The 23,397-nt window shown below is 46.0% G+C and carries 23 protein-coding genes and 1 tRNA gene; 12 read left to right on the forward strand and 12 right to left on the reverse strand.

The genetic code is table 11. The features are described from left to right. Positions 1 to 32: 32 nt before the first annotated feature. Entirely contained in the window at positions 33 to 281 is a 249-nt protein-coding gene (locus tag I2I33_RS18525) for a DNA-binding protein (protein WP_087422692.1), read from the reverse strand. A 235-nt stretch (positions 282 to 516) separates the two neighbouring features. Between I2I33_RS18525 and I2I33_RS18530 the strand changes: the two genes are divergently transcribed. Together I2I33_RS18530 and I2I33_RS18535 are read left to right on the forward strand one after the other, a co-directional pair. Then, positions 517 to 1,821 (forward strand): DEAD/DEAH box helicase, encoded by a 1,305-nt coding sequence (locus I2I33_RS18530; protein ID WP_087422691.1) that lies wholly within the window; start codon positions 517 to 519, stop codon positions 1,819 to 1,821. Between the two features lie 250 nt (positions 1,822 to 2,071). Further along, a complete protein-coding gene (locus tag I2I33_RS18535) occupies positions 2,072 to 3,448 on the forward strand; it encodes a tryptophanase (protein WP_087422690.1) in 1,377 nt (458 codons plus the stop codon). A gap of 45 nt (positions 3,449 to 3,493) precedes the next feature. Here the strand turns inward: I2I33_RS18535 and tpx are convergent, their stop codons facing one another. The 8 genes from tpx to I2I33_RS18570 form a co-directional block, all read right to left on the reverse strand. Continuing rightward, entirely contained in the window at positions 3,494 to 3,997 is a 504-nt protein-coding gene (tpx, locus tag I2I33_RS18540; protein ID WP_087422689.1) for a thiol peroxidase, read from the reverse strand. A 166-nt stretch (positions 3,998 to 4,163) separates the two neighbouring features. Beyond that, positions 4,164 to 4,373 (reverse strand): DUF6790 family protein, encoded by a 210-nt coding sequence (locus I2I33_RS20560; protein ID WP_410492007.1) that lies wholly within the window; start codon positions 4,371 to 4,373, stop codon positions 4,164 to 4,166. Then, positions 4,359 to 4,432 (reverse strand) — tRNA-Arg (locus I2I33_RS18545). Before I2I33_RS18545 ends, I2I33_RS20560 begins: the two co-directional genes overlap by 15 nt. A gap of 694 nt (positions 4,433 to 5,126) precedes the next feature. Next, entirely contained in the window at positions 5,127 to 5,984 is an 858-nt protein-coding gene (locus I2I33_RS18550) for a PhzF family phenazine biosynthesis protein (protein ID WP_087422688.1), read from the reverse strand. A gap of 98 nt (positions 5,985 to 6,082) precedes the next feature. Next, complete coding sequence (locus tag I2I33_RS18555) at positions 6,083 to 6,835, reverse strand: methyltransferase family protein (protein ID WP_087422687.1); 753 nt, start codon at positions 6,833 to 6,835, stop codon at positions 6,083 to 6,085. Positions 6,836 to 6,893: 58 nt separating this feature from the next. Then, positions 6,894 to 7,946, reverse strand: coding sequence for a sensor histidine kinase (locus I2I33_RS18560; RefSeq protein ID WP_229128377.1), 1,053 nt, complete (start codon positions 7,944 to 7,946; stop codon positions 6,894 to 6,896). Beyond that, on the reverse strand, positions 7,943 to 8,617 hold the full coding sequence (locus I2I33_RS18565) for a response regulator transcription factor (RefSeq protein WP_087422685.1): 675 nt from the start codon (positions 8,615 to 8,617) through the stop codon (positions 7,943 to 7,945). Before I2I33_RS18565 ends, I2I33_RS18560 begins: the two co-directional genes overlap by 4 nt. Then, a complete protein-coding gene (locus I2I33_RS18570; protein WP_087422684.1) occupies positions 8,614 to 9,030 on the reverse strand; it encodes an EamA family transporter in 417 nt (138 codons plus the stop codon). The genes I2I33_RS18565 and I2I33_RS18570 overlap by 4 nt, the downstream gene beginning before the upstream one ends. A gap of 211 nt (positions 9,031 to 9,241) precedes the next feature. On the opposite strand from I2I33_RS18570, the gene I2I33_RS18575 reads away from it, so the two are divergent. From I2I33_RS18575 to I2I33_RS18585, 3 genes are read left to right on the forward strand one after another with little or no spacing between them, the layout of a single operon-like run. Next, positions 9,242 to 9,538 (forward strand): ArsR/SmtB family transcription factor, encoded by a 297-nt coding sequence (locus tag I2I33_RS18575; protein ID WP_087422711.1) that lies wholly within the window; start codon positions 9,242 to 9,244, stop codon positions 9,536 to 9,538. Positions 9,539 to 9,597: 59 nt separating this feature from the next. Further along, a complete protein-coding gene (gene trxA, locus I2I33_RS18580; RefSeq protein WP_087422683.1) occupies positions 9,598 to 9,900 on the forward strand; it encodes a thioredoxin in 303 nt (100 codons plus the stop codon). 19 nt (positions 9,901 to 9,919) lie between these two features. Beyond that, entirely contained in the window at positions 9,920 to 12,370 is a 2,451-nt protein-coding gene (locus I2I33_RS18585) for a DsrE/DsrF/DrsH-like family protein (RefSeq protein ID WP_087422682.1), read from the forward strand. A gap of 226 nt (positions 12,371 to 12,596) precedes the next feature. On the opposite strand, the gene I2I33_RS18590 is transcribed toward I2I33_RS18585, so the two are convergent. Beyond that, positions 12,597 to 13,127 carry a C40 family peptidase gene (locus tag I2I33_RS18590; RefSeq protein ID WP_087422681.1) on the reverse strand — a complete coding sequence of 177 codons (531 nt, stop codon included), beginning with the start codon at positions 13,125 to 13,127 and terminating at the stop codon, positions 12,597 to 12,599. 146 nt (positions 13,128 to 13,273) lie between these two features. Here I2I33_RS18590 and I2I33_RS18595 point away from each other — a divergent pair, with 146 nt between their 5' ends. The 3 genes from I2I33_RS18595 to I2I33_RS18605 all read left to right on the forward strand — a co-directional run bounded on the left by I2I33_RS18595 (position 13,274) and on the right by I2I33_RS18605 (position 16,609). Further along, positions 13,274 to 13,867, forward strand: coding sequence for an ACP phosphodiesterase (locus I2I33_RS18595; RefSeq protein ID WP_087422680.1), 594 nt, complete (start codon positions 13,274 to 13,276; stop codon positions 13,865 to 13,867). 22 nt (positions 13,868 to 13,889) lie between these two features. Continuing rightward, positions 13,890 to 14,738, forward strand: coding sequence for a mechanosensitive ion channel family protein (locus I2I33_RS18600; protein ID WP_087422679.1), 849 nt, complete (start codon positions 13,890 to 13,892; stop codon positions 14,736 to 14,738). Between the two features lie 203 nt (positions 14,739 to 14,941). Then, positions 14,942 to 16,609 (forward strand): B12-binding domain-containing radical SAM protein, encoded by a 1,668-nt coding sequence (locus I2I33_RS18605; protein ID WP_087422678.1) that lies wholly within the window; start codon positions 14,942 to 14,944, stop codon positions 16,607 to 16,609. A gap of 129 nt (positions 16,610 to 16,738) precedes the next feature. Here I2I33_RS18605 and I2I33_RS18610 read toward each other — a convergent pair whose 3' ends face one another. Then, entirely contained in the window at positions 16,739 to 17,338 is a 600-nt protein-coding gene (locus I2I33_RS18610; protein WP_087422677.1) for an anthranilate synthase component II, read from the reverse strand. Between the two features lie 110 nt (positions 17,339 to 17,448). Here I2I33_RS18610 and I2I33_RS18615 point away from each other — a divergent pair, with 110 nt between their 5' ends. The 4 genes from I2I33_RS18615 to I2I33_RS18630 all read left to right on the forward strand — a co-directional run bounded on the left by I2I33_RS18615 (position 17,449) and on the right by I2I33_RS18630 (position 21,311). Then, positions 17,449 to 18,675 carry an MFS transporter gene (locus tag I2I33_RS18615; protein WP_087422676.1) on the forward strand — a complete coding sequence of 409 codons (1,227 nt, stop codon included), beginning with the start codon at positions 17,449 to 17,451 and terminating at the stop codon, positions 18,673 to 18,675. Positions 18,676 to 18,677: 2 nt separating this feature from the next. Beyond that, entirely contained in the window at positions 18,678 to 19,433 is a 756-nt protein-coding gene (locus tag I2I33_RS18620; protein WP_087422675.1) for a lysophospholipid acyltransferase family protein, read from the forward strand. Positions 19,434 to 19,447: 14 nt separating this feature from the next. After that, positions 19,448 to 20,437: an aminodeoxychorismate synthase component I gene (locus I2I33_RS18625; protein ID WP_407712233.1), complete on the forward strand. Its 990-nt coding sequence runs from the start codon at positions 19,448 to 19,450 to the stop codon at positions 20,435 to 20,437. Between the two features lie 280 nt (positions 20,438 to 20,717). Beyond that, positions 20,718 to 21,311: an aminotransferase class IV gene (locus tag I2I33_RS18630; protein WP_087422674.1), complete on the forward strand. Its 594-nt coding sequence runs from the start codon at positions 20,718 to 20,720 to the stop codon at positions 21,309 to 21,311. Between the two features lie 125 nt (positions 21,312 to 21,436). Here the strand turns inward: I2I33_RS18630 and I2I33_RS18635 are convergent, their stop codons facing one another. Beyond that, entirely contained in the window at positions 21,437 to 23,014 is a 1,578-nt protein-coding gene (locus I2I33_RS18635; RefSeq protein WP_087422709.1) for an ATP-binding protein, read from the reverse strand. Positions 23,015 to 23,397 lie beyond the last annotated feature (383 nt).

The raw sequence follows: 23,397 nt of genomic DNA on the forward strand, positions 1-23,397 counted from the left end.
TTTTGCAGTTTCCCGGTGTTAAAATCTTTTTGCTACACGTTCAAAAGTTCCTTTGCCTTGTCCAGAATGGCCGTGTCATCCAGAACGACAAGTCCGCCGTCAGGGCCTTGTTCAACATGTATCCCGGCACTCGATCCCCCGTTGTCATAATTATCGGCTCCGAAGTAGTTACGTACGGTGTCTGTACTGATACCCAAGTCTTCTGCAATTCTCTGCATACTTCCGTGAGGTAGCATGTCTTTGATTTTTCTCAGCTCGTTAAAAGTAATAGTATAAGTCATAACGTAGTAATTTTAGAGGTTTTATGTGCAATAAATTTAGAAATATATTTTGATAAAAGCAAATGAAAAGTTTATCATTCTCGTTTTTGTTACAAAAGTATTTCTGTGTATTATGTTGTGTGTTAGTGGTTTATTTTGGGTATTTAGATGCAATTTATTTTATAAATAAATTTATTTCGTGCGAGACACTACTTTTTGTACCTTTGTAACCGTATAGTTTAAAAACGTAACATGTATGGGATTTCAGGATTTAAATGTAAGTAAGCAAATTTTGATGGCGTTGGAAGAGGCTGGTTTCGAGAACCCGACTCCTATTCAGGAAGAAGTATTTTCAATCAGTCGTTCCGGGAAGGATTTGATCGGTATCGCCCAGACCGGTACGGGAAAGACGCTGGCTTACCTGATCCCGATGTTGATGAAACTGCATTACGCGCAGGGATTGGTTCCGCGGGCATTGGTGATTGTTCCCACGCGGGAATTGGTGGTGCAGGTGTGTGAGAGCGTTGAATTGTTGACGGAGTTCATGGACATTCGTTGCGTGGGTGTGTACGGGGGAACGAATATCCGGACACAACAGGATCGGGTGTTCGAAGGAGTGGACTTGCTCGTGGCTACGCCGGGGCGTTTCATGGATATATATTATAACGGTATCATCCGTACGAAAATGATCAAGACGGTCGTGGTCGACGAGGCCGATCGGTTGATGGATTTGGGTTTCCTTCCGCAATTGAAAGGGATTTTCGAGGTGTTACCGGAGAAACATCAGACGATGTTGTTTTCCGCTACTTTCTCGGAGGCTGTGGAGAGTCTGTCACGTGATTTTTTGAATGACCCGGTGCGGGTGGAAGTGGCTCGTCAGGCGACTCCCGTGGAGAACGTGAAACAATATCGTTATGATGTGCCGAATATTTCGACGAAGATCAATTTGTTGAAGTTGTTGCTTGCCGACAAGGAGAATTTCAAGAAAGTGATGATCTTTACCGAGACGAAGAAAAATGCGGATCGTATCGTGGAGCGTTTGGCCGATCACTGGAAAGGTGAGTTAAGTGTTATTCACTCGAATAAGGCACAAAATACCCGTTTGAAAGCGTTGAGGTCATTTAAGGAGGGGGAGACCCGTATCATGGTGGCCTCTGACGTGGCTGCCCGCGGTATTGACGTGCAGGATGTGAGTCACGTGATCAATTTTGATATACCTTCTTTGGCGGAAGAGTACGTGCATCGAATCGGGCGTACGGCTCGTGCGGGAAAAGAAGGAGCCGCGATCAGTTTCGTGTCGGAAATCGAGGAGGATCGTTTCATGGATATAGAACGTCTGATTAATCAAGAAGTTGAAATACTTGATTTGCCTGAAAAGTTGGAAATTTCTCAGTTACTGCTGGAAGAGGAACAGGTGCAGACCAATAATATTGTTTACCAACGAGGGAAACCGCAAGGAGGCGGGGCTTTCCACGCTAAGAAGGCGAAAAATACATATACTGCCGAGGATAACCGGAGAAACGTGATGAAGAAACGAATGGCAAAGAAAAAGAAGAAGTAATAAAAAAAGATCAAGAATTCCTTGGTCTTTTTTTTTATTTTTCCCAAATTTGCTACGATGAAAGATAAAAGCGTCATATTAGTCAGTAAACTTTTCTTGAATATTAAGAAGCGCGACACCTTTGTTTGTTAAAGGTGGAGGTCTTTCGTACCCCCATTTACATGCTTATGTTATTAATGGCCTTCCGGTCATTTCTTGAGAATTATATTACAATTAATTTATATCATTAACTATTTAAAGTTTAAAGATTATGGAATTACCTTTTGCAGAATCGTGGAAGATTAAAATGGTAGAACCCATTCGTAAAAGTACTCGTGAAGAGAGAGAACAATGGATTAAAGAGGCACACTATAACGTGTTCCAATTACGTGCAGAACACGTGTATATTGACTTGTTGACCGACTCGGGAACCGGTTCTATGACAGACCGCCAATGGGCCGGAATGATGTTGGGTGATGAAAGTTATGCCGGAGCATCTTCTTTCTTTAATCTGAAAAACATGATTACCCGTTTGACCGGATTCGATTACGTGATCCCGACTCATCAGGGACGTGCAGCCGAGAACGTACTTTTCTCTTATCTTGTAAAAGAGGGTGATATTGTACCGGGTAACTCTCATTTTGACACGACGAAAGGTCACATCGAAGGTCGTAAGGCTATCGCTTGGGATGTGACGATCGACGAGGCAAAAGATACCCAGTTGGAAGTTCCTTTTAAAGGAAATCTTGACCCGAAGAAATTGGAAAAAGTACTGGCAGAACATGCTGACAAGATTCCGTTTATCATTGTAACTGTAACCAATAACACGGCTGGTGGACAACCTGTTTCTATGAAGAATATCAAGGAAGTTCGTGCTATCGCTGATAAATATGGCAAACGTGTATTGTTCGATTCTGCTCGTTTCGCTGAGAATGCTTACTTCATTAAAACTCGTGAGGAAGGTTATCAGAACAAGACGATTAAAGAGATCGTGAAAGAAATGTTCGATAACGCAGACGGTATGACTATGAGTGCGAAGAAAGATGCAATCGTGAACATGGGTGGATTCATCGCAACTCGTCACCAAGACTGGTTTGAGGGAGCTAAAGGTTTCTGCGTACAATATGAAGGTTACCTGACATACGGAGGTATGAATGGTCGTGATATGAACGCTTTAGCTATCGGTTTGGATGAAAATACCGAATTTGATAACTTGGAAACTCGCATCAAACAAGTAGAGTATTTGGCAAAGCGTTTGGATGAGTTCGGAATTCCTTACCAACGTCCTGCAGGTGGTCATGCATTGTTTGTTGATGCACCTAAAGTGTTGACTCATGTCCCGAAAGAAGAGTTCCCGGCCCAAACGTTGACTGTTGAATTGTACTTGGAGGCAGGTATTCGCGGTTGCGAGATCGGTTATATTTTGGCTGACCGTGATCCGGTAACTCGTGAGAATCGTTTCGGTGGTTTAGATCTTCTTCGTTTAGCTATCCCGAGAAGAGTGTACACGAACAACCACATGGACGTGATTGCCGTTGCTTTGAAGAATGTATTTGATCGTCGTGAGCAGATTACTCGTGGTTTCCAAATTACTTGGGAAGCACCGTTAATGCGTCACTTCACTGTTCAGTTGGAGCGTGCTAAATAAAAAGAAAAGGGGCGAAAGCCCCTTTTTGTTTGTAAAGTTCATAAACTATTTCTTTAAGCTGACTAAAGCAGCATCATAGTTAGGTTCGTGAGTGATTTCCGGAACGAGTTCTTCGTAAATGATCTTTCCGTTTTCATCAATAACGACAACGGAGCGAGCCAATAATCCGGCTAAAGGTCCATCTACCATTTCCACTCCATATTTGTCACCGAAAGCATGATCTCTGAATGCAGAAAGAGGAATTACTTTGTCAATTCCTTCTGTGGTACAGAAACGAGCGTGTGCAAAAGGAAGATCTTTAGAGATTGCCAATACAATCGTATTGTCCATTTCAGCAGCAAGTTTATTGAACGTACGTACGGATGTTGCGCATACGCTGGTGTCAAGACTGGGGAAAATATTTAGAACAACGCGTTTACCTTTTTCGCTTGCCAAGGTTAATTCAGATAAATCCGTTTTTACTAATGAGAAATCGGGTGCTACAGAACCAACTGAAGGTAGATTACCTTTTGTATTTATACTATTGCCTGCTAATGTTATTTTTGCCATAGTGTTTTAAATTTTAATGTTTGACTTATTATCGTTTTTCAAATATATAATTTTAATCTTGTTTCACAAAAAGAAAATTCATAGCTTGTTTTACGAAAGTTTAAGAATAAAGTTTTACGAAAGCGAATGAAATTTTGTCTTTGTTAAGTGTTGTTTTATTATAGAGTTATTTAGAATAGAATAAAGATATGAGCGTGAGGGGAATTAGGAAGTCTGGTAATATAATCCACGTGTTACCCGGGTTGAGGTTTCGTTTTTTATATATCTCCTTCACGTGTAATGATCCGCCACTGATTAGAAATGTTGAAAAAGGAATAATGGTTACTAGCAAAAAAGCGACTACTTTCGTAATCGCCTTTTGTGATCCGGTTGGGATTCGAACCCAAGACCTACGGCTTAGAAGGCCGTTGCTCTATCCAGCTGAGCTACCGAACCGAGTGTCATTTATTTTTGACGGTGCAAAGATAGCGGTTTATCGTATAAATACAAACTTTGGAAAGCATTTTTTTAGTTTAAACTAAGAACTTGTTGAAATTTCGTGTTGATAAGATAAAAATGTTGGGTGTTAGGTATTCAAAAGCTAGGTCATTCAAAGATTTAAGATTACCGCATCATTAAATGACCATGAATAGGATTTATCTAACGACCTTGCAAGAAGAGGAATTTTCGAGCCCATATGTCTTTTTTAAGATCAACTACCTCAACACAAGTAAGTTAACGCAATAAGAGAGTTGCTACTCCTATAATACGCTGTTACACTATTGTTTGGCTAGGTCTTCTCCGTGCTTTCTCCGTGCTTTCTCCGTGTCACTTGCGAGTGATCGCCGGAGAAAATACATTTGAGTGCGGCACGAATCGAGACGGAGACATATAGGAACATTGAAGGAACATTGGCATGACCTAGAGGTGATCAAACAACGACGAGATTTTGTTCAACAAAATTTAAACAGGCTTTAAACTTTTGCGAGAATAAATATACCAATATTTCTGTGGAGGGGTTCAATGCTCAAATTGAAATTTTAGATCTCTATTAGAGGAGTAAAGCACATTCCATACTTCTTGTTTTAGATCTACGAATATTTATGCTTGAAGCCCTTAAAATGCAGGTTGATCCAGAATAGTTGGTTAATTAAGATATAATATCTTTGTCCAGTATGCCTTCTATAATCCCGTCTCCACCAACTCTGACGCCAAGAATATCAGAATCCGTCTTTAGCTCAACAATGATTCTGGAAACACTAGAAAGATTATGTCCTTGTTCAAAGATGTACCTTTGTGGTCTTATCCCAAGATTGTGAAGGTAACAAGCTAAGGCGCAATTGGAGGTTCCTGTTGCGGCCTCTTCGTTGATACCGTAAAGTGGAGCGAAATTCCGGCAAACGGCTGTGGATGCATTGTCTATATCAGATTCCGTGAGTGCGAAACAGTGAATTCCAATGCATTTCATTTCTTTGCTCAAAATAGATATTTCATTGAAATCCGGGACCATAGTTTCCAATACATTCGGTGCTGAAATCGGCATAATTATATCTCTCAATCCGGTTGAAACGATACGTACCGGAAAACGTTCGTCTAAAGAAAGAGGATGGAAACATCGGACAAGTCGTTCATTAGAAATAATATCGAAAAAGGAGGGCTTGTTCTGTTCCATAAAGATAAGCCCGTCATCGTTTATCCACACTTTCAATCGTCCTGCGGCAGTTTCAATAATGTATTCTGTTTTTTGTAGTCTTCCGAGATTCCGAAGAGCGACAAAAGAAGCAATAGTGGCATGACCACAAAGAGGTACTTCACCTTTAGGAGTAAAATACTCCAATTTGAAGTCAGCTTTGTTGGAGGCAGATAAGAAAACTGTTTCTGAATAACCGAGACTTGCTGCTAATGCAATTTTTTTACTAGAATCGGGAATAAACTCATCGAGTAGGACGCCGGCTTTATTTCCTCCGGAACCATTCATGCTGAATGCACTTACCACGTATATTTTCATCGCATAAATAATTGCTTAATATCTATTGCGAAGTTAAAAACTTTTTTGGGAATAGATGATTTACCCCGTGATAAACAAATAAACACGGGGGGGGGTTGTTAGCGTCCTTCTTCGTCCAGCAGTCGGGTCTGTTTCTTTAAATATTTTAAAATACAGTAGAGGATGCCGCTTGCGATGGCTAGTATTATTAGAAGATAATTGTATTGGGTACTTTTTTCCAGCCATACCTTGATGCAGTCAAATCCCATGAAGATAAGACATAAGGCGAAGAGACCGTTTTTCTCTTTCTTCAAAACCTTCTTCCATGAAAAAGGCAGGGTGGGTGGGACGAATGATTTGAAATTAGGTAAGATCGTTGGTGTTATTTCAGCCCAGTTGATATAAGCAACACCAAATTTGTTTCGTAAAAATTGTTCTTCCGCATACATGATACGTTCGTAGTAAAGCCAGTAGGCCAGTACGAAAATGGAGATAAACCCGATATTGCAGGTTAGTAAGGAGATCCCCAACCACATTAGGAAGTTACCCAAGTAAAGCGGATGACGGACGATAGAATATATACCCGTTTGATTTAAGCTATCTGCTACTTGGTTTTGGGTGTTTCTGCCCGAAGTGCCGGCGGGAGTGTGTCCGACCGTGTACACCCGGATAAAGATTCCTGCTAAGCTGATAAATAAGCACAGGTTTTCGTAGTGGTGCCAATAAAATTCGATTTTATTGAAGAGTGTTCCCGGAGCATGGATCGTGTAGATATAGACCAATACTCCAATACTTAAAATTGTGATCGGCAAGATACTTCTGTATCTGAACAACCAGTTTCCTTGTAATTCTAATTCTTCTTGTAAAGCCATAATAAATTTATTTTATGGCAGTAAAAGTAGAACCTGATTTTGTGGGAAATTTGAAGATTTAAAAGTGTACTGTAAAATAATGTTTATTATTTTCGTGGTGATACTGGATGCTCCAACTGTGGTAGTCACAGATTGCTTTCACGATAGCTAGTCCCAGTCCATTTCCCTGTATCTTTTCAGTGGGGTGATAGAAACGATTGAATATAAGTTTACTATCTAAGGGCATCTCGTTGGAAGTATTGGAAATGGTTAACTCGTTTTCTTTTATCGTGATGGTTATTTCTCCCTCCGGTAGATTGTATCGGACGGCATTTACGATCAAGTTGTTAATCATACTTTCCAGTAAGGATTTATTTCCGTTGACGATCAATTCCGGGATTTGAAAATCCTTGTGAAGCGTGATTCCTTCGGTCATATTTTCCAAAAAGGGAAGAAGTTCTTCTAAGGTTGTCATCACATTGATGACACTCATCTGATTGTACTGTTTATTGTCTATTTTAGCTAATAACAAAAGATTTCGGTTCAGGCGTGATAAGCGGCCGGATATTTGGTATAATCCCTGCATCATTTCTGCTTGTTGTTCCGTCAGATCGGGGAACTGGAGCAGAACATCCAGTTTGCTCTGAAAAGCTGCCAATGGGGTTTGGAGTTCGTGCGAGGCATTTTCGGTGAATTCTTTTTGGACTTTATAGCTTTTTAGACTGTTGGTCATCATTCGGTTTAACGATTGATTCAATTGGTTGAATTCCTTGATGTCGCTGGCGGGTAACAGAGGGATAGTTTCGCTTTCCAGCTTGAAATGTTCAAGTTGTTTTAGCGTATCTTCGAAAGGTTTCCATAAACGTTTGGAGACGAAACGGGTCATGAGTATAATGGCAATGCCTAATACCCCGCTGATTAAGGCGAATTGTATCATCACGCCTTGCATGATGTCCTGTTCTAGATCGAGTTCCGGAATGGGTTGATTTTGTTGCGTGGCCTCTATAATATCAATCATGTCTTCTGCGTAATAGTGCTTGGTCAAGAGATAAAACAGGGGTGTCGCCAGCAATAAAATGATGATGGTACACACGATGAACTGTGTCAATGTTTTGTTGAGGAGGCTTTTCATTCTAACCATTTGTATCCGGTTCCATAAACGTTTTTAATCGATTCTTTGCAACCTTTTTCGGCCAGTTTGGCTTTTAGGTTTTTGATGTGCGTGTAAACAAAATCGTGACGATCCAACATATCAGCCATGTCACCACTCAAGTGTTCGGCAATGGCGCTTTTGGAAATGACTTTGTTTTTATTACTGATAAAGAAAAGTAATAGTTCATATTCCGTGCGTGTCAGTATGATGAGTTGGTTGTTTACCGACACGGACTTGCTCAGCAGGTTGATCGTGATGTTATTGCTTTGTAAGAGGTTGTTGCTGGAAAATTCTTTCCGGCGTATGATGGCGTAAATACGCATACTTAATTCCGATAAGTGGAATGGTTTGGCGAGATAATCATCTGCCCCGATTTCCAAACCGCTTATTTTGTCGTCCAAAGAGTCTTTGGCAGATATGATGATTACCCCAACCGGGTTGTTTCTATGCCTTATTTCCCGAAGGACATCAAGCCCGTTTCCACCCGGTAGCATCAAGTCCAGAAGTATGCAGTCGTAGTCGTATAAATTGATTTTGTCTTTTGCCTCATTATACGTGAATGCTTGTTCGCATAGATAATTTTCTGAACTGAGATAGGTCACGATGCTGTTTGACAAATCCCGTTCGTCTTCAATGATTAGTAGTTTCATTTGATAAGCATTAGAATACTTCCACCCGTGATGAGTAAAGCACCGATGATGCCCTTTAAACTAACCGGTTCTTTTAATAGGATAAAAGAGAGGAAAATGGTGATGACTACGCTTAATTTATCTATCGGGGCAACACGTGATACTTCCCCGCTTTGCAATGCTTTGAAATAAAAGAGCCATGAAAGCCCGGTAGCTATCCCGGAAAGAATTAGGAATACCCAAGCGTGACGGCTGATGTCTTTTATTTCTCCCATGTGTGTGCCGAACAACACTATACCCCAAGTTATCACTAGGATGACGGAGGTACGGATGGCTGTTGCCAGATCTGAATTTATGTCTTTTACCCCGATCTTCGCGAATATTGCTGTTAATGCAGCAAAAAGGGCCGATAATAATGCGTAATATTTCCACATAAGTCAATGATCATTTGTTGGTTACAAAATTACGGATTTTAGCGAGATAACTTTATTATATATTGTTTTTTATGACAAAATTAGGTGGGAATATTGTAGAAATTTTGAAGATGGAGAGATATTTAAGGCAAATGAGGCGTGTTAAAGATTCTTTATAGTGTTGTATATTCAAATGTATATTTATATATTTGTGTATTCAAAAAAGGAGAATATGGAAACAGAATGTTTTACACAGGAAGAATTGGAAAAGTTGGCGTACGTGTTGAAAGCAGTGGCACACCCGAATCGGTTGAAAATTATATGCTTACTCTCGAAAAACGGTGAGATGAGCGTGTCGGATATATGTGACCGGATGGGATGTAGTCAGGCGTTGATTTCGCATCACCTGACAGATATGCAGGCGAAGGGAATTCTACTGATTCGGCGGGAGGGGCGTAATGCTTTTTATAGTATGGCGAGTGATCATGTCACGGAGGCCATGCGGTGCATGATGAAATGCACGAAGTAAGTCCGTGAACTTTACGGGGGAACGGACGTTATAAGTAATATAAATTAAAACGTGATATTATGGATAAATTCAATGAGTTGATTAATGGAGAAAAGCCGGTATTGGTGGACTTTTTTGCCACGTGGTGCGGGCCGTGTAAGATGATGCATCCGATTTTGGAGGATGTGAAAAAGAGGCTGGGGGATAAGGTAATCATCTTGAAGATAGACGTGGATGTGCCAGCTAACCGGCAACCGGTGTATTTGTATCATATCCAGTCGGTACCCACGTTGATGCTGTTTAAACAAGGAAAGGTGTTGTGGAATAATAGCGGGGTGGTTCAAGCATCACAGTTACAGGAAATAATTGAAAAGTATATATAACCCTAAAATCTAAGCGTGTATGAAATATTTGATTGTTGGTGGTGTGGCGGGTGGTGCCTCGACGGCAGCCCGTTTGCGTAGGCTTGATGAGAGTGCTGAAATTATTATGTTCGAGAGAGGTGATTATATCTCTTATGCCAATTGCGGTTTACCTTATTATATCGGAGAGGTGATTTACGAGCGGGAGAAACTTTTCGTGCAAACACCGGAAAGTTTTGCTGCACGATTTAATATTGAGGCTCGGGTGCGTTCGGAGGTGGAGCGTGTAAACCCGGAAAAGAAAACAATCACGGTACATAATTTGGATTCGGGAGGACTTTATGAAGAGACGTATGATAAATTGATTTTGTCTCCGGGAGCGGCTCCGGTTCGTCCACCGTTAGAGGGGATTGACACGGAAGGAATTTTTACCTTACGTAACGTGAATGATACGGATCGGGTGAAGGAGTATATCGAGGAGCATGACGTGAAACGGGCACTGATCGTGGGGGCCGGATTTATTGGGTTGGAGATGGCGGAGAACCTGCATGAATATGGGATTCAAGTGTCGGTCGTGGAAATGGCTGATCAGGTGATGACTCCGGTGGATTACGAGATTGCTACTGCGGTACACCAGCATTTTAAGTCGAAAGGTGTCGGGCTGCATTTGCAGGAGGCGGTGACAGCGTTCCGCCCCGTGGAGGACGGTATTGACGTGGTGTTGAAAAGCGGGTTGGTGTTGCAGGTTGATATGGTCGTGCTTTCTATTGGGGTGCGCCCGGATGTGAAACTGGCACGTGAGGCTGGGTTGGAGATCGGGGAGATGGGAGGAATTAAGGTGAACGAGTTTTTACAGACTTCCCAGCCGGATATTTATGCCGTGGGTGATGCAATCGAGTTCCCGAATCCGGTGAGTGGTCGTCCGGCTCTGGCGTTTTTAGCGGGACCAGCCAATAAACAGGGACGTATCTGTGCGGATAACGTGGTGAATGGTAATCATCAAAAATATAAAGGCTCTATTACTACGGCCATTGCCAAAGTTTTCGACTTGACCGTGGGGGCAACCGGGTTGTCTGCAAAGATGTTGGATCGTCTGCAAATTCCTTATAAAGAGGCTATCGTGCATGGAGCATCTCATGCCGGGTATTATCCGGGTGCGATTATGATGGATATAAAGATTAACTTCTCGCCGGAAGATGGAAAGTTGCTGGGCGCCCAAGCCGTGGGTATTGATGGGGTAGATAAGCGATTGGAAATGATGTCAGCCGTAATTCGGAATGGTGGGACAATTTATGATTTGATGGAATTGGAACAAGCATATGCGCCACCTTACTCGTCGGCGAAAGACCCGGTGAATATGGCCGGATTCGTGGCGGATAATATGCTGAGTGGAAAAGTGAAGATGATTAGTTGGCGGGAATTGAAAGATATGGACCGATCCAAAGTGATGCTGGTGGACGTGCGTACGACCGAGGAGTTTGCGATGGGAAGTATCGAGGGTGCCGTGAATATTTCCTTGGATGGTTCACGTGGAGAATACCAAAAATTGCCGAAAGATCGGACAATCGTGGTGTTCTGTGCCATCGGGTTGCGGGGGTATATTGCAGCCCGGGTATTGATGCAACACGGTTATGATGTGGTGAACCTGAATGGAGGATACCGGACGTATTCTACCGCGATGGCGGAACAATGTAATCCGATAAAATATTCGGAACCGGAACCGAAAAAGCCGGTGGAAGTGAAAGCTCCGGAGAAAGTAGTGGAGAAGAAATCCCTTACGATAGATGCTTGCGGCTTACAATGTCCGGGACCCGTGATGAAGTTGAAAGGTGGGATGGAGCGATTGAAGGTTGGGGAACGTTTGGAGATTAAAGTGACCGATCAGGGATTTTCCCGGGATGTGGCATCATGGGCAAAAATGACGGGCAATCAGTTGGTGGATGTGAAGGAAGAAAAGGGTATAATTACGGCCGTGTTGGAGAAAGGGGCAGGAGTTTGTCCCGTGGTGAAGGAAGGAGCAGGGAACAACAAGACTCTGATCGTGTTCAGTGATGATCTGGATAAGGCTTTGGCGTCGTTTGTTATCGCGAACGGGGCGGCATCGACGGGACGGAAGGTGACGATGTTTTTCACTTTTTGGGGGTTGAACGTGATCAGGGAAGAGCGTGCCGATGCCGTGAAGAAAGACACGATGGGCAAGATGTTCGGAATGATGATGCCTGCCGGAAGTCGTAAGTTGTCTTTGTCGAAGATGAATATGATGGGGATGGGAACTCGGATGATGCGGAAGGTGATGCGTAATAAACAAATCGATTCGCTGGAGAGCTTGATTGAACAGGCCCGGAACAATGGAGTTGAATTTATTGCTTGCCAGATGTCCATGGATGTGATGGGGATCACGAAAGAGGAGTTGATTGATGGGGTGAATGTTGGAGGTGTGGCGACTTATCTGGAGCGGGCGGAGGATGCAAACGTGAATCTGTTTGTTTGATTGAAGGTTTTATTATATGAAAGGGGGGAGTGTCAAAAGTCATTTTTCAAACTCCCTCCCCCCTTCGGGGTACTCCCTCTATAAACAGAGGGAGAGCTGAAATACTCCCTGTCTTCGGGAAGAGTCGCCAGCTCCTCCTCTGTTTATAGAGGAGGTGGCACGAAGTGACGGAGGAGTTTTTTGAGGATAAAAAAATGTTGACACGCCCCCTTTATTTATACTTGATCTACCATACCCTGCCGGATTTACGCCAGCCTTTTTTATAGTAATTTTCGCTTAGGTGGTTGACCATGACACCTTTTGATGTACTAGCATGAGCGAAGTAACCGTTTTTGAGGTAGATACCCATGTGGTTGAGGGTTCTTTTCTTTCGCTTGGAGAAGTTGAAAAAGACAAGATCACCCGGTTTCAAACGGCGTTTCCCGATACGCTGGCAGTCTTTATTATAGATATTAACAACCGTGCGTTGTAGGGATTTATGGTAAACGTTTTTATACACGGCTCCCACGAAACCCGAACAATCGGCACCCGTGCGGGTGGTTCCACCATACCGGTAGGGAGTTCCCAGCCATCGACTGACCTCTTCCAGTAGGGGTAGATCGTCTTTCCGATTCACCGTGAAACCCAGCTTGCGGGATAGCTGTGCGGTTTTACTTTTCTGGATGGCGAGTTGTTTGGATGAGGTACAGGATGAGAAGGCGAAGACCAGTAAAAGAATCCCGATGTATAGCGTGTTAAATTTAAATGTTCTATTCATATTCAATTAGTTACCAATAATGTCAACAAAGATAGGGAATTCGGGAGAAGGGTTTGTCTTTTTTTGTTATTTTTGCTTTTGGATTCGTGTTAAAAAAAGTCCGAAAAACTTGAAACTTGTTATTAGATAAAAACGTAAACCAAGGAATGAATTATTTAGCACATATATTCCTCTCGGGAGATGATCGGAGAGTTCAGATCGGGAATTTTGTCGGGGATGCTGTTAAGGGACGGGCTTACGAGAATTATCCGTCGGGTTTTCGGGAGGGTATTCTGTTACACCGGGAAATTGATGATTACACGGATCATCATCCCGTGGTTCGGGAGGCAATAGATATGTTGCGAGGTGATTTCGGACGTTATTCCGGCGTTTTGACGGATATTTATTTTGATCATTTATTGGCAAGGGATTTTCGACGTTATTCCGGGCGGTCATTGAGGTGGTTTGCTTGTGGTTTTTATGGGGCGTTAGTCTTGAATTATCGTCATTTGCCGGAACGGTTTAAAGGGTTCCTTTGGCATTTTATTCTGACGAATCGATTGGTGCGTTATGCATCCCTTTCCGGGATTAAACGTTCGCTGGAAATCATGGTGGAGTACAAGAATCTGGGAGTTGATCCGGAAATAGCCATCGTCTTTTTCGAGAGGAATCAGGATCGGTTACAGGAGTTGTTCGATCGTTTCCTGCCGGATGTTCAAGAGAAATGTCGTATGATGTTGGAGGCGGATATAAGTTGTTAATCATTAATATAAATTTAGGTGTATGGAAGAATTATTGACAAGTCCTTCTAATGTGTCATTAGATGTGTTCTTAACTAAGATGATCGATTTGGGAATATCGGTCGGTTCTAAGATTTTGTTGGCTATCGTGGTGTTCCTTGTGGGACGCTGGATTGTCCGGCGATTGAACAAGTTGTTGGCGAAGATATTGGAAAAACGTCATGTGGAGGCTTCTTTGTCTACGTTCGTGAAGAGTTTGGTGAATATCACGTTAACGTTGTTGTTGATTATCGTGGTGATTGGAGTGTTGGGTATCGAGACCAGCTCGTTTATAGCCTTGTTTGCATCTGCCGGTGTTGCCATTGGTATGGCATTGAGCGGTACGTTACAGAATTTCGCCGGAGGGGTAATGATTTTGTTGTTCAAGCCGTTTAAGGTCGGAGATACGATCGAGGCTCAGGGACAGAGTGGTACGGTGAGGGAGATTCAGATATTTAACACGATTCTGGCGACTCCCGATAATAAGATTATCATTATCCCGAATGGCGGTTTGTCAACGGGGTTGATGAAAAACTATTCACGGGAGGCTACTCGCCGTGTGGATTGGGAGTTCGGAATTGCTTACGGGGATGATTACACGAAGGCGAAAGCCGTGATTGCCCGTTTACTGGATGCGGATGGACGTGTGTTGAAGGACCCGGCTTATTTTATTGCCTTGACTTCTTTGGGAGAGAGTTCGGTGAATATCGTGGTTCGTGCTTGGGTGAACGCCGGGGATTACTGGGGTGTTTATTTTGATATGAACGAGAAGGTGTACAAGACGTTTGCCGAGGAGAATCTGAATATCCCGTTCCCGCAGTTGGATGTGCATTTGCATAAACAGGCAGAATAGGATTCTGCCGTTACAAGTTAACGGGTTACAGGTTACAAGTTATTTAAATAGAAGTGGTAGTGATTGGAAAATAACTACCATTTTTTTGTGTTGTTCTGGAACTTTTTTTCTTATGGAAAAAGCGTTAGCTTTGCGGGGTAGGGAAGGAGAGGGGGAAAGGTACTTGTAACTCGCCGGAGGCGAACACTAAAATTGAAATTGTTATGTTACTTCTTTGGTTGGATTTGAATTCTTCGTATGCTCATTCTTCGTTAGCTCTTCCGGCTATTCATGCTCAAGTGGAAGGAAAGGAGGGGAATGTGGAATGGAGGAAGGTTTCTGCGACGATCAATTCAAATGTGGGGAGTGTGGTGGCCGAGATCGTGGCGGCCCGGCCCGATGTGGTGGCGGCGACGGCGTGGTTGTTCACGCATGAGGTGTTGTTGAAGATCACGGCTCGGGTGAAGGCGTTGTTACCGGAATGTACCATTATATTCGGGGGACCGGAGATGCTGGGGGATAATGAGGGGTATCTGTGTCGGAATCGGCACGTGGCTTGCGTGTTTCGGGGAGAGGGTGAGTTGGGATTTCACGAGTGGCTGGGGGTGTACGATTGTCCTTCCCGGTGGAATGAGGTTGTGGGGCTGTGTTGGTTGGATGCGGAGGGTGTGTATCATGATGGGGGATTGGCGAGGGTGATGGAGTTCGATCAATTGATGATTCCGGAACACAGTCGTTTTTTCGATTGGACGAAACCCTTCGTGCAGTTGGAAACGACGAGGGGGTGTTTTAATACTTGTGCTTTTTGCGTGAGTGGGGCGGAGAAACCCGTGCGGGTGTTGTCCGTGGAGCGTATTCGGGAACGCCTGACTGTTATTCGGGATCATGGCATTCGGGATATTCGGTTGTTGGATCGTACTTTTAACGGGTCTTCCCGAAGGGCGATCAGTTTGCTGGAGTTGTTCAGGGAGTTTGCTCCGGGGATGCGTTTTCATTTGGAGATTCATCCGGCGTTGCTTTCCGATGAGGTGAAGGAGTTGTTGCGGGAGTTGCCTGCCGGGTTGTTGCATCTGGAGGCGGGAATTCAAAGTTTACGGGAGAATGTGTTACAGGCTTGTCGGCGAATCGGTGATTTGCAGGCGGCTTTGGACGGGCTGCGTTATTTGGCGTCATTACCTAATTTGGTGGTACACGCTGATTTGATTGCCGGGTTACCATTGTATTCTTTGGAACAGATGATCGAGGATGTGCGGGTGCTGGCCGGTTTCGGAACGGGAGAGATCCAGTTGGAGTTGTTGAAATTATTACCCGGAACGGCAATGCGTGCGGAGGCAGAGGCTTTGGGAATTGTCTATTCCCCGGACGTGCCGTACGAGGTGTTGCAGACGAAAGCGATGTCGGTGGCCGATTTGCGTCAAGCCCGGTTGTTGTCTCGTTTGATTGATGGTTTTTATAATGCTTTGGCATGGCAGGAGGTGACCCGTAAGTTGATCGGGCATGATGAATGTTTCCTGTCGGATTTTCTGCGCTGGATGGAGGAACGGGAGTTGTTGGAGCAACCGCTTAGTTTGGAACGACGGGGGGCGTTACTGTACGAGTTTTGCGAGGAACGGTACCCGATGTTTCTGACTGATATTTCGGTCGCATGGATTGTTGCGGGGATTCCTTTTGCTAAGGAACCGAGTAAGCGGCTGAAACCGTGGAGTAAAGAGGTTCCGGGGGATGTGGTGAACGTGATGGGGGAATACGAGAGTGTGATGCGGGTATATCATTTACCGGGGAAAAAGGAGGAATTCTGGTTCGGTTTCGATCGGGGAAAATCGGCGTCAAGGCCATTGTACGTGGGGAAAAAAAATGAGGGGATTTTAGATTCCGGTTGCGGGGGCAAATGATTGGGGTTCATAAAGTTTATAAGGTTCATAAGGTTTATGGACCCCTGCGGGGCGCTTTGTCAACGGCAGCTTGAACTGCCTTAAAACATTGTCCGAAGGACACCCGTGACTTTATGAACCTTATAAACCTTATAAACTCTTTTCTTCGTTTATCCAGTTATTAATCATTTGGCAGCCTTGGCGGGTGATGATGGATTCGGGGTGATATTGAACGCCTCGGATGGGGAGGGTTGTGTGGTAGAAGGACATGATGTGACCTTCTTCGTCGAGGGCGCTGATGCGGAGGCATGAGGGGAGCGTGTGAGGGTTCACGATCCATGAGTGGTACCGTCCTACTTGCACGGGATAGGTGAGGCCGTGGTAGAGAATGTCGGTGGGATCGACGATTGTGAGGGGACTTTCGTGGCCGTGTTTGGGGAGAGGCAGTTGTTGCAAGCTGGCACCGAAGGATTCGGCGATGGCTTGATGGCCGAGGCATACACCGAGGATGTCGTGAGTGGTTTTACAATGCTCGATGAGTGCGAGAAGTTCTCCGGCCTCGGCTGGAATTCCCGGTCCGGGAGATAATAGGATCTTGTCGTAGCGGCTGAGCGAGGAAAAGTCGATTTGGTCGTTATAAACGATGTCGAATTGGCAGTGTTCGTTTTCCCGGAGGATTTGGACGAGGTTATAGACGAACGAGTCATGATTATCAATGACAAGTATATTTTTTATTTTTGAATTCTCCATGCCGTGGCTTTCTTTGTGAGGTTGATGACCTGTTTTCTCCCGCGAAAGTAGGAATTCGGGGGAAAATAAACTACTTTTGGCTGTTGTGTTTTATCATATAAGTTGTGATTATGGCGAAGAGAAAGAATTGGTTTTCCCTGTTTTTCACGAATTATCTGGGAGTTTTGAATGATAATTTCCTGAAGACGTTGGCGTGTTTTATTTGCATTGCTTGGGTGGGGAAGGAGAACGAGTCGATGGTGGTGACGCTGGCATCGGCGGCATTGGTGATACCGTATTTGCTGTTTTCCCCGTTGGCGGGACGATTGGCGAAGATATATAAAAAGCGAAAGATTGTGGTTTGGGCGAAGTTTGCCGAGATGCTGATTATGGTCGTAGCTGCGGCCGGGTTCCTGACGCACTCGACGGGACTGGTGTTGTCATCCATTTTGTTGATGGGATTGCAGAGTGCGCTGTTTTCTCCTTCGAAGTACGGGCTGATTCGTGACATCGGGGGTGAAGAGGGGATTTCTTACGGTTCCGGGGCTATGGAGATGTTCGCTTTCGTGGGTATTCTGACAGGGACGTTGATGGCGGCCTTTTTGTCGGAGAGCGTGACGATCCCGGTGCTGTGCGTGATCCTGTTCGGGGTGGCGTTGTTCGGTTGGTTGTCGAGTCTGACGATTCGAGCGAACGAGAGCGAACCGATGAAGGAGAGCCACGAGACGTTGAATCCCGTGAAGTTTGTGAAAGATATGTTCGTGCGGGCGTTGGCGTTCAAGGGGTTGAATCTGGTGGTTGTGGGACTGGCCACGTTCTGGTTTATCGGTTCGATGATCCAAATGGTGCTTATCGTGTACTGCCGTTCGGATTTGGGGATGAACGATTCGGAGACGGGTATCGTGATGTCGTTGGCTGCCGTGGGAATCGGGGCGGGATGTTATCTTGCCGGGGTGTTGTCCCGTCGGGACGTGGAGTTGGGATTGGTGCCGTATGGAGGGATCACGACGGGATTGACGTTGCTGGCGATATTCGTTTTTGATGCTCACGGGGTGACGTTCGGAATACTTGTGTTCTTCGCTGCGTTTTTCAGCGGGATGTTCAAGGTACCGCTGGATGCTTGGATTCAAGCGAACGTGAAGGGGCGGGAGCTGGGGGATATGCTGGCTTACTCGAACTTGATCACTTTTCTGTTCATGTTGATGGCATCGGGGTGTTTCGGGGGAATGACGATGTTTTTCGACACGAAGTACGTGTTTATTTTTCTTGCCGTGCTGACGTTCGCGATCACGATTATTTTGTTCTCGTGCGTGGAGGAGGTGAGGGTAAGGTTTAAGAAGTTTAGACTAAAGAATTAGATATGGGTTATAAAAAGGTAGTGGCGGCCTTTTACCGGGGCGTTTTGAGCGCCCGTTACCGGGTGCGCCTTGAGGGGGCGGGGTTACTGGCCGAGCGGCGGGCAACGTTGTTTTTGCCTAATCATCAGGCGTCGGTCGATCCGCAGATTGTTTGTTCTCAGTTGTTACGTTACGTGGATGTGTCGCCGTTGGTGACGGAAGGGTATTTTAAGATCCCGGTGGTGGCTCAGGTATTGCACTTGATGAATGCGGTGCGGGTACCGGATTTGGAGAAGAGCCGCCGGGGGGTGGAGATCGTGGCGGGGCTGAACCGGGTGGTGATTGATGCTTTGGCGGCGGGGCATAACGTGTTGCTTTACCCGGCCGGGCAGTTGACGAATAGCGGGTTGGAGCGTGTGGGGAACAAACAGGGGGCTTGGCAGGTGTGCTGCCAGTTGCCGCAGGGAACGCGTGTCGTGGGTATGCGCATACGGGGTTTGTGGGGGAGCATGTGGTCAAGAGCCAAGACGGGGCGTTCACCGAATTTCGCGTGGACTTATTTGAAAGGGATTTTTTACGTGTTGGCGAACTTGTTGTTTTTCGTGCCTCGGCGTGACGTGACGATTACTTTCGAGGATATTACTGACGATGCGGTGCGTTATGCCGCAGAGGGACGGCAACCGTTCAATCGTTTCTTGGAGAGTTTTTATAATGCTCCGGGTGAGGAGCAACCTTTGTTTTTAAAACATTTCTTTTACGTGAGGGGTCGGGGGTACTGACCGTTTTTTGGGTTATGAATATGATTACTGCTAACGAGGTCCGGGCGTGCATGAATGAGGCGGGAGCCCGGCGGGAACCGTTTTTGTTCGGTGTTGATTTCGAGTTGTCGGAAGGCTTTTTCGTGTCCGATCCGCTGGGACAGCAAGAGATTCTTTTCGAGGCCGGAGGTGTCACTAATTCCCCGGTGGGGGAAGGGATGCCGGGGGAGGTGTCGGAAAAAGTGTTTTCTCCGAATCCGGTGGCATTCGAGGTTTACCGGGAGAAGTTTGCCGTGGTGCGGGAGGGATTGGCTCGTGGCGATTCTTTTTTGTTGAACCTGACGGTGGCGACGGGGTTGGAGACTGACTGGACGTTGGAAGAGATTTTCCACCGGGCCTGGTCGCCTTACCGTTTGTTGGTTCCGGGGCGATTTGTCTGTTTCTCGCCGGAGATTTTCGTGCGGGTGGATGAGGGGGTGATTTCTTCTTACCCGATGAAGGGAACGATTGATGCCTCGGTGCCTGATGCGGGGCGGGTGATTCTGGAGGATTACAAGGAGCGTTCGGAGCATAACACGATCGTGGATTTGATCCGGAATGATCTTAACCGGGTGGCGGAACGGGTGGGCGTGCGGCGTTTCCGGTATATCGATCGTTTGCGGGTGAGCCGGGGGGAGATTCTCCAAGTGAGTTCGGAGGTGACGGGACGGTTGACGGGGGATTATTATTCCCGTTTGGGGGAGGTGGTTTTCGGGATGTTGCCTGCCGGGTCTATTTCGGGAGCGCCGAAACCTTCGACGTTGCGTATTATTGCCCGGGCGGAGGGTGAACGGAGAGGGTTTTACACGGGTGTCTTCGGGTATTTTGACGGGAAGAGGCTGGATTCGGCGGTGATGATTCGCTATATAGAGGTGCGTGACGGGCGGTATTATTTCCGTAGTGGCGGGGGAATCACGATTAATAGTGATTGCCGGGCGGAGTACGAGGAGGTGCTGGCAAAGGTGTATCTTCCGTTCGATAAGTAATTTTAATAAAGGTAATTATATACCACTTTGTAGTATATGAAGGTCATGTTTGTTTTCATGCTCAAACTCCTCCGTCACTTCGTGCCACCTCCTTCTTCCCCTGCCCGAGGGGAAGTACCCCGAAGGGGGGATGGGGAGGGAGAACAGAGGAGGAGCTGGTACTTCATCCTAAAGACGGAGAGTTACTTAGCTCTCCCTCTGTTTATAGAGGGAGTACGGCGAAGCCGGGAGGGAGTTAATTTGCTATGAATTTGTATATAAGTTTCTAAATAAATTTGTTATGGAGCGTTTTATCGAGACGATCAAGGTGCTGGACGGGCAGTTTTATAATCTGGAAGCCCACGAACAAAGGGCAAGGGCGACGGTGGAGGCCTTTTTTGGGAAGCCTCTTGCGTGGGAGGTCGGGCGGATGGTTGTTCCGGCTGCGATGTGTTCCGGGTTGGTGAAGTGCCGGGTGGTGTATGATTCGGAGGTCCGGGAGGTGAGTTTTCAGCCTTACGTGATGAGGCGGATCAGGAGTTTGCGACTGGTGAACGGGGATGGCGTGGACTACCGCTACAAATCGACGGATCGGTCGGTGTTTGCTCGTTTGCTGGAAAAGCGGGGGAAGTGTGATGACGTGTTGATCGTGCGTGACGGGTGGGTGACCGATACTTCTTTTACGAACGTGGTGTTCGAGGATGCGGGTGGCGGCCTTTACACGCCGGAGACTTGTTTGCTTGAGGGGACTAGGCGGCAGAGTTTGTTGGATGAGGGGAGGATTCAGGCGTGCCCGATCCGGGTGGAGGATATTCGTTGTTTTCGGCGGGCGTTGCTGGTGAATGCGATGATTGGGTTGGAGGATGAGGTGGAGGTTTTGGATTTTAGATTTTAGATTTTAGATTGAACCCCCTCTGGCTCCCCCTTGGAAAGGGGGAGAAACGGACGCAAGAAAGCGCTACAATGTAACAATGGAGCGTGTCCTCCCCCTGTGTAAGGGGGAGTTAGAGGGGGTAGTTTTTAGTTTTTATTTTCCTTTTTCCACTCCCCGATGTTTCTTTGGGCGGGGTCGAAGTTGACACCGATTTTGACGAGTTTCCGGCCGTCAACGGTGTAGGGAATGAGGTAACCCCGGTCGTCGATCTGGGCGAGGGCTTGGTCGGCGGAGCCGTCGAGCTTGAACTCGAAGACGTAGATGTAGTCGGCGGTTTTCACGACGGCATCGGCTCGTCCCTTGGCGCTTCGTATTTCAGCCTCGGAGAATTGTCCCATGAGTTTGAAAACGAGGTAGAAGATCGTCTGGTAGTGGCGTTCCGTGCGGTCGTTCAGCTCGTAGGGAATCCCGGCGAAAAAGGCCCGCAGGCGGGTGAGGAAGGCGTCGGGATCACCTTCTCGTAGTTCCCGGATGAATTTGCCGATATAGAAACTCGTGTCGGTTTCGGCCACGGGGGTGTAGAACGGGGTGACGAAGTTCAAGAACCCGTATTTCACCTCGTCGTTGGGGAATCCTAGGGTGTATATTTGGAATTCCTTGTCGTATTTCTTGATGGTGAGGTAGCCGCTCTGGTAGATCATGGGGATGGGGTTGTTGATATTGGCTCGGTCGTCGGAGAGGGAGGCGGCAGAGACTTCTATGCCGTCGAGTTCCCGCAGATCGAAGTCGGTCTTTTTCAATATCTCGGTGAGGAAGGTGGGAGTACCCGTGGCGAACCAGTAGTTCTTGAAAGCGTGAAAAGTCATCACGCTCAACAGGCTGAACGGGTTGAACACGTTGGGAACGTTCTCCTCGTAGAAACGGTAACCGTCGTAGCGGCGGGTTAACTGTTCTAACAGTTCCTTGCGGGGGAGATCGTGGCTTTCCATCAATTGCTCGATTTCCGGTTCGAAGTTGGCCTCGATCTCTTCGAGTGTTATGCCGCAGAGGGTGGCGTAAGGTCGGGTGAGACTGATGTCAACCAGCTGGTTGAGGTTGCTGAATATTCCCATCTGGGCGAACTTGGTGACACCGGTGATGAACACGAATCGCAGCCACTGGTCGGTACTTTTCAGCACGGTGTAGAAGGCGGTGAGCGTTTCGCGGAAGGCTTTCTGTAATGCCTCGTCGTGGAAACTGTAGAGTAGCGGTTTGTCGTACTCGTCGATGAGGATGACCACGCCGCGCCCGGTTTTCTCGTACGCTTTTTGAATGACTTCCATGAACCGGGCGGAGTGGGTGATGCCCTTGCCTCCCGTTCCATATGTTTCTTCCCATCCCCGGAGCTGGAATTCGAGCATGTCGTGCAGCCGTTCGGGCGAGTCGTATTTCTCGGCGTTGAGGTCGAGGTGTAACACGGCGTGGGTGTTCCATTCCGTTTCGAGTTGCTCGATGGCGAGGCCCTTGAAGAGGTCGCGCTTGCCAAGGAAGTAGGCTTCCATGGTCGAGAGCATGAGGCTCTTGCCGAAACGTCGGGGACGGCTCAGGAAATAAGGGTTCGAGGTGCTGACGAGGCGGTACATGATTTCTGTCTTGTCGATATACACGTAGTTTTCGCGACGTAGTTTCTCGAAACTCTGTATGCCGATGGGCATTTTGCGGGGGAAGGATGGTGGTTGATTCATGGTTGCCATGTTTGTTTTCTTTTACGCGAAGTTACGAAAAACTTGGTTATGATGGAGATAAAAGAATTTACTAATTTTAGATTTTAGATTCCAGCCGCACGGGGCTGGCGTTTTAACTACCCCCTCCGGCTCCCCCTGTGCAAGGGGGAGTTAGAGGGGGTAGTTGGAAAAGTGAAAACTAAAAGTGGAATTTTAAATTTTAAATTCTAAATTCCTTTCAGCCTGGAAATTCCAATGTAATTGACCCCTAGAATCCAACTTAAATTGCCCCCCTTTAAATTTTCCCCAGAAATAGCCAGATCATCCCTTTATACACGTGCATAAAATTCTACAGGTATGCCATTATTATTATTAAATTTTATTCACAAATATAGTGATTTTAT

This window comes from Butyricimonas sp. BSD2780061689_150309_C8, from assembly GCF_015560935.1.
GTDB lineage: Bacteria > Bacteroidota > Bacteroidia > Bacteroidales > Marinifilaceae > Butyricimonas > Butyricimonas paravirosa.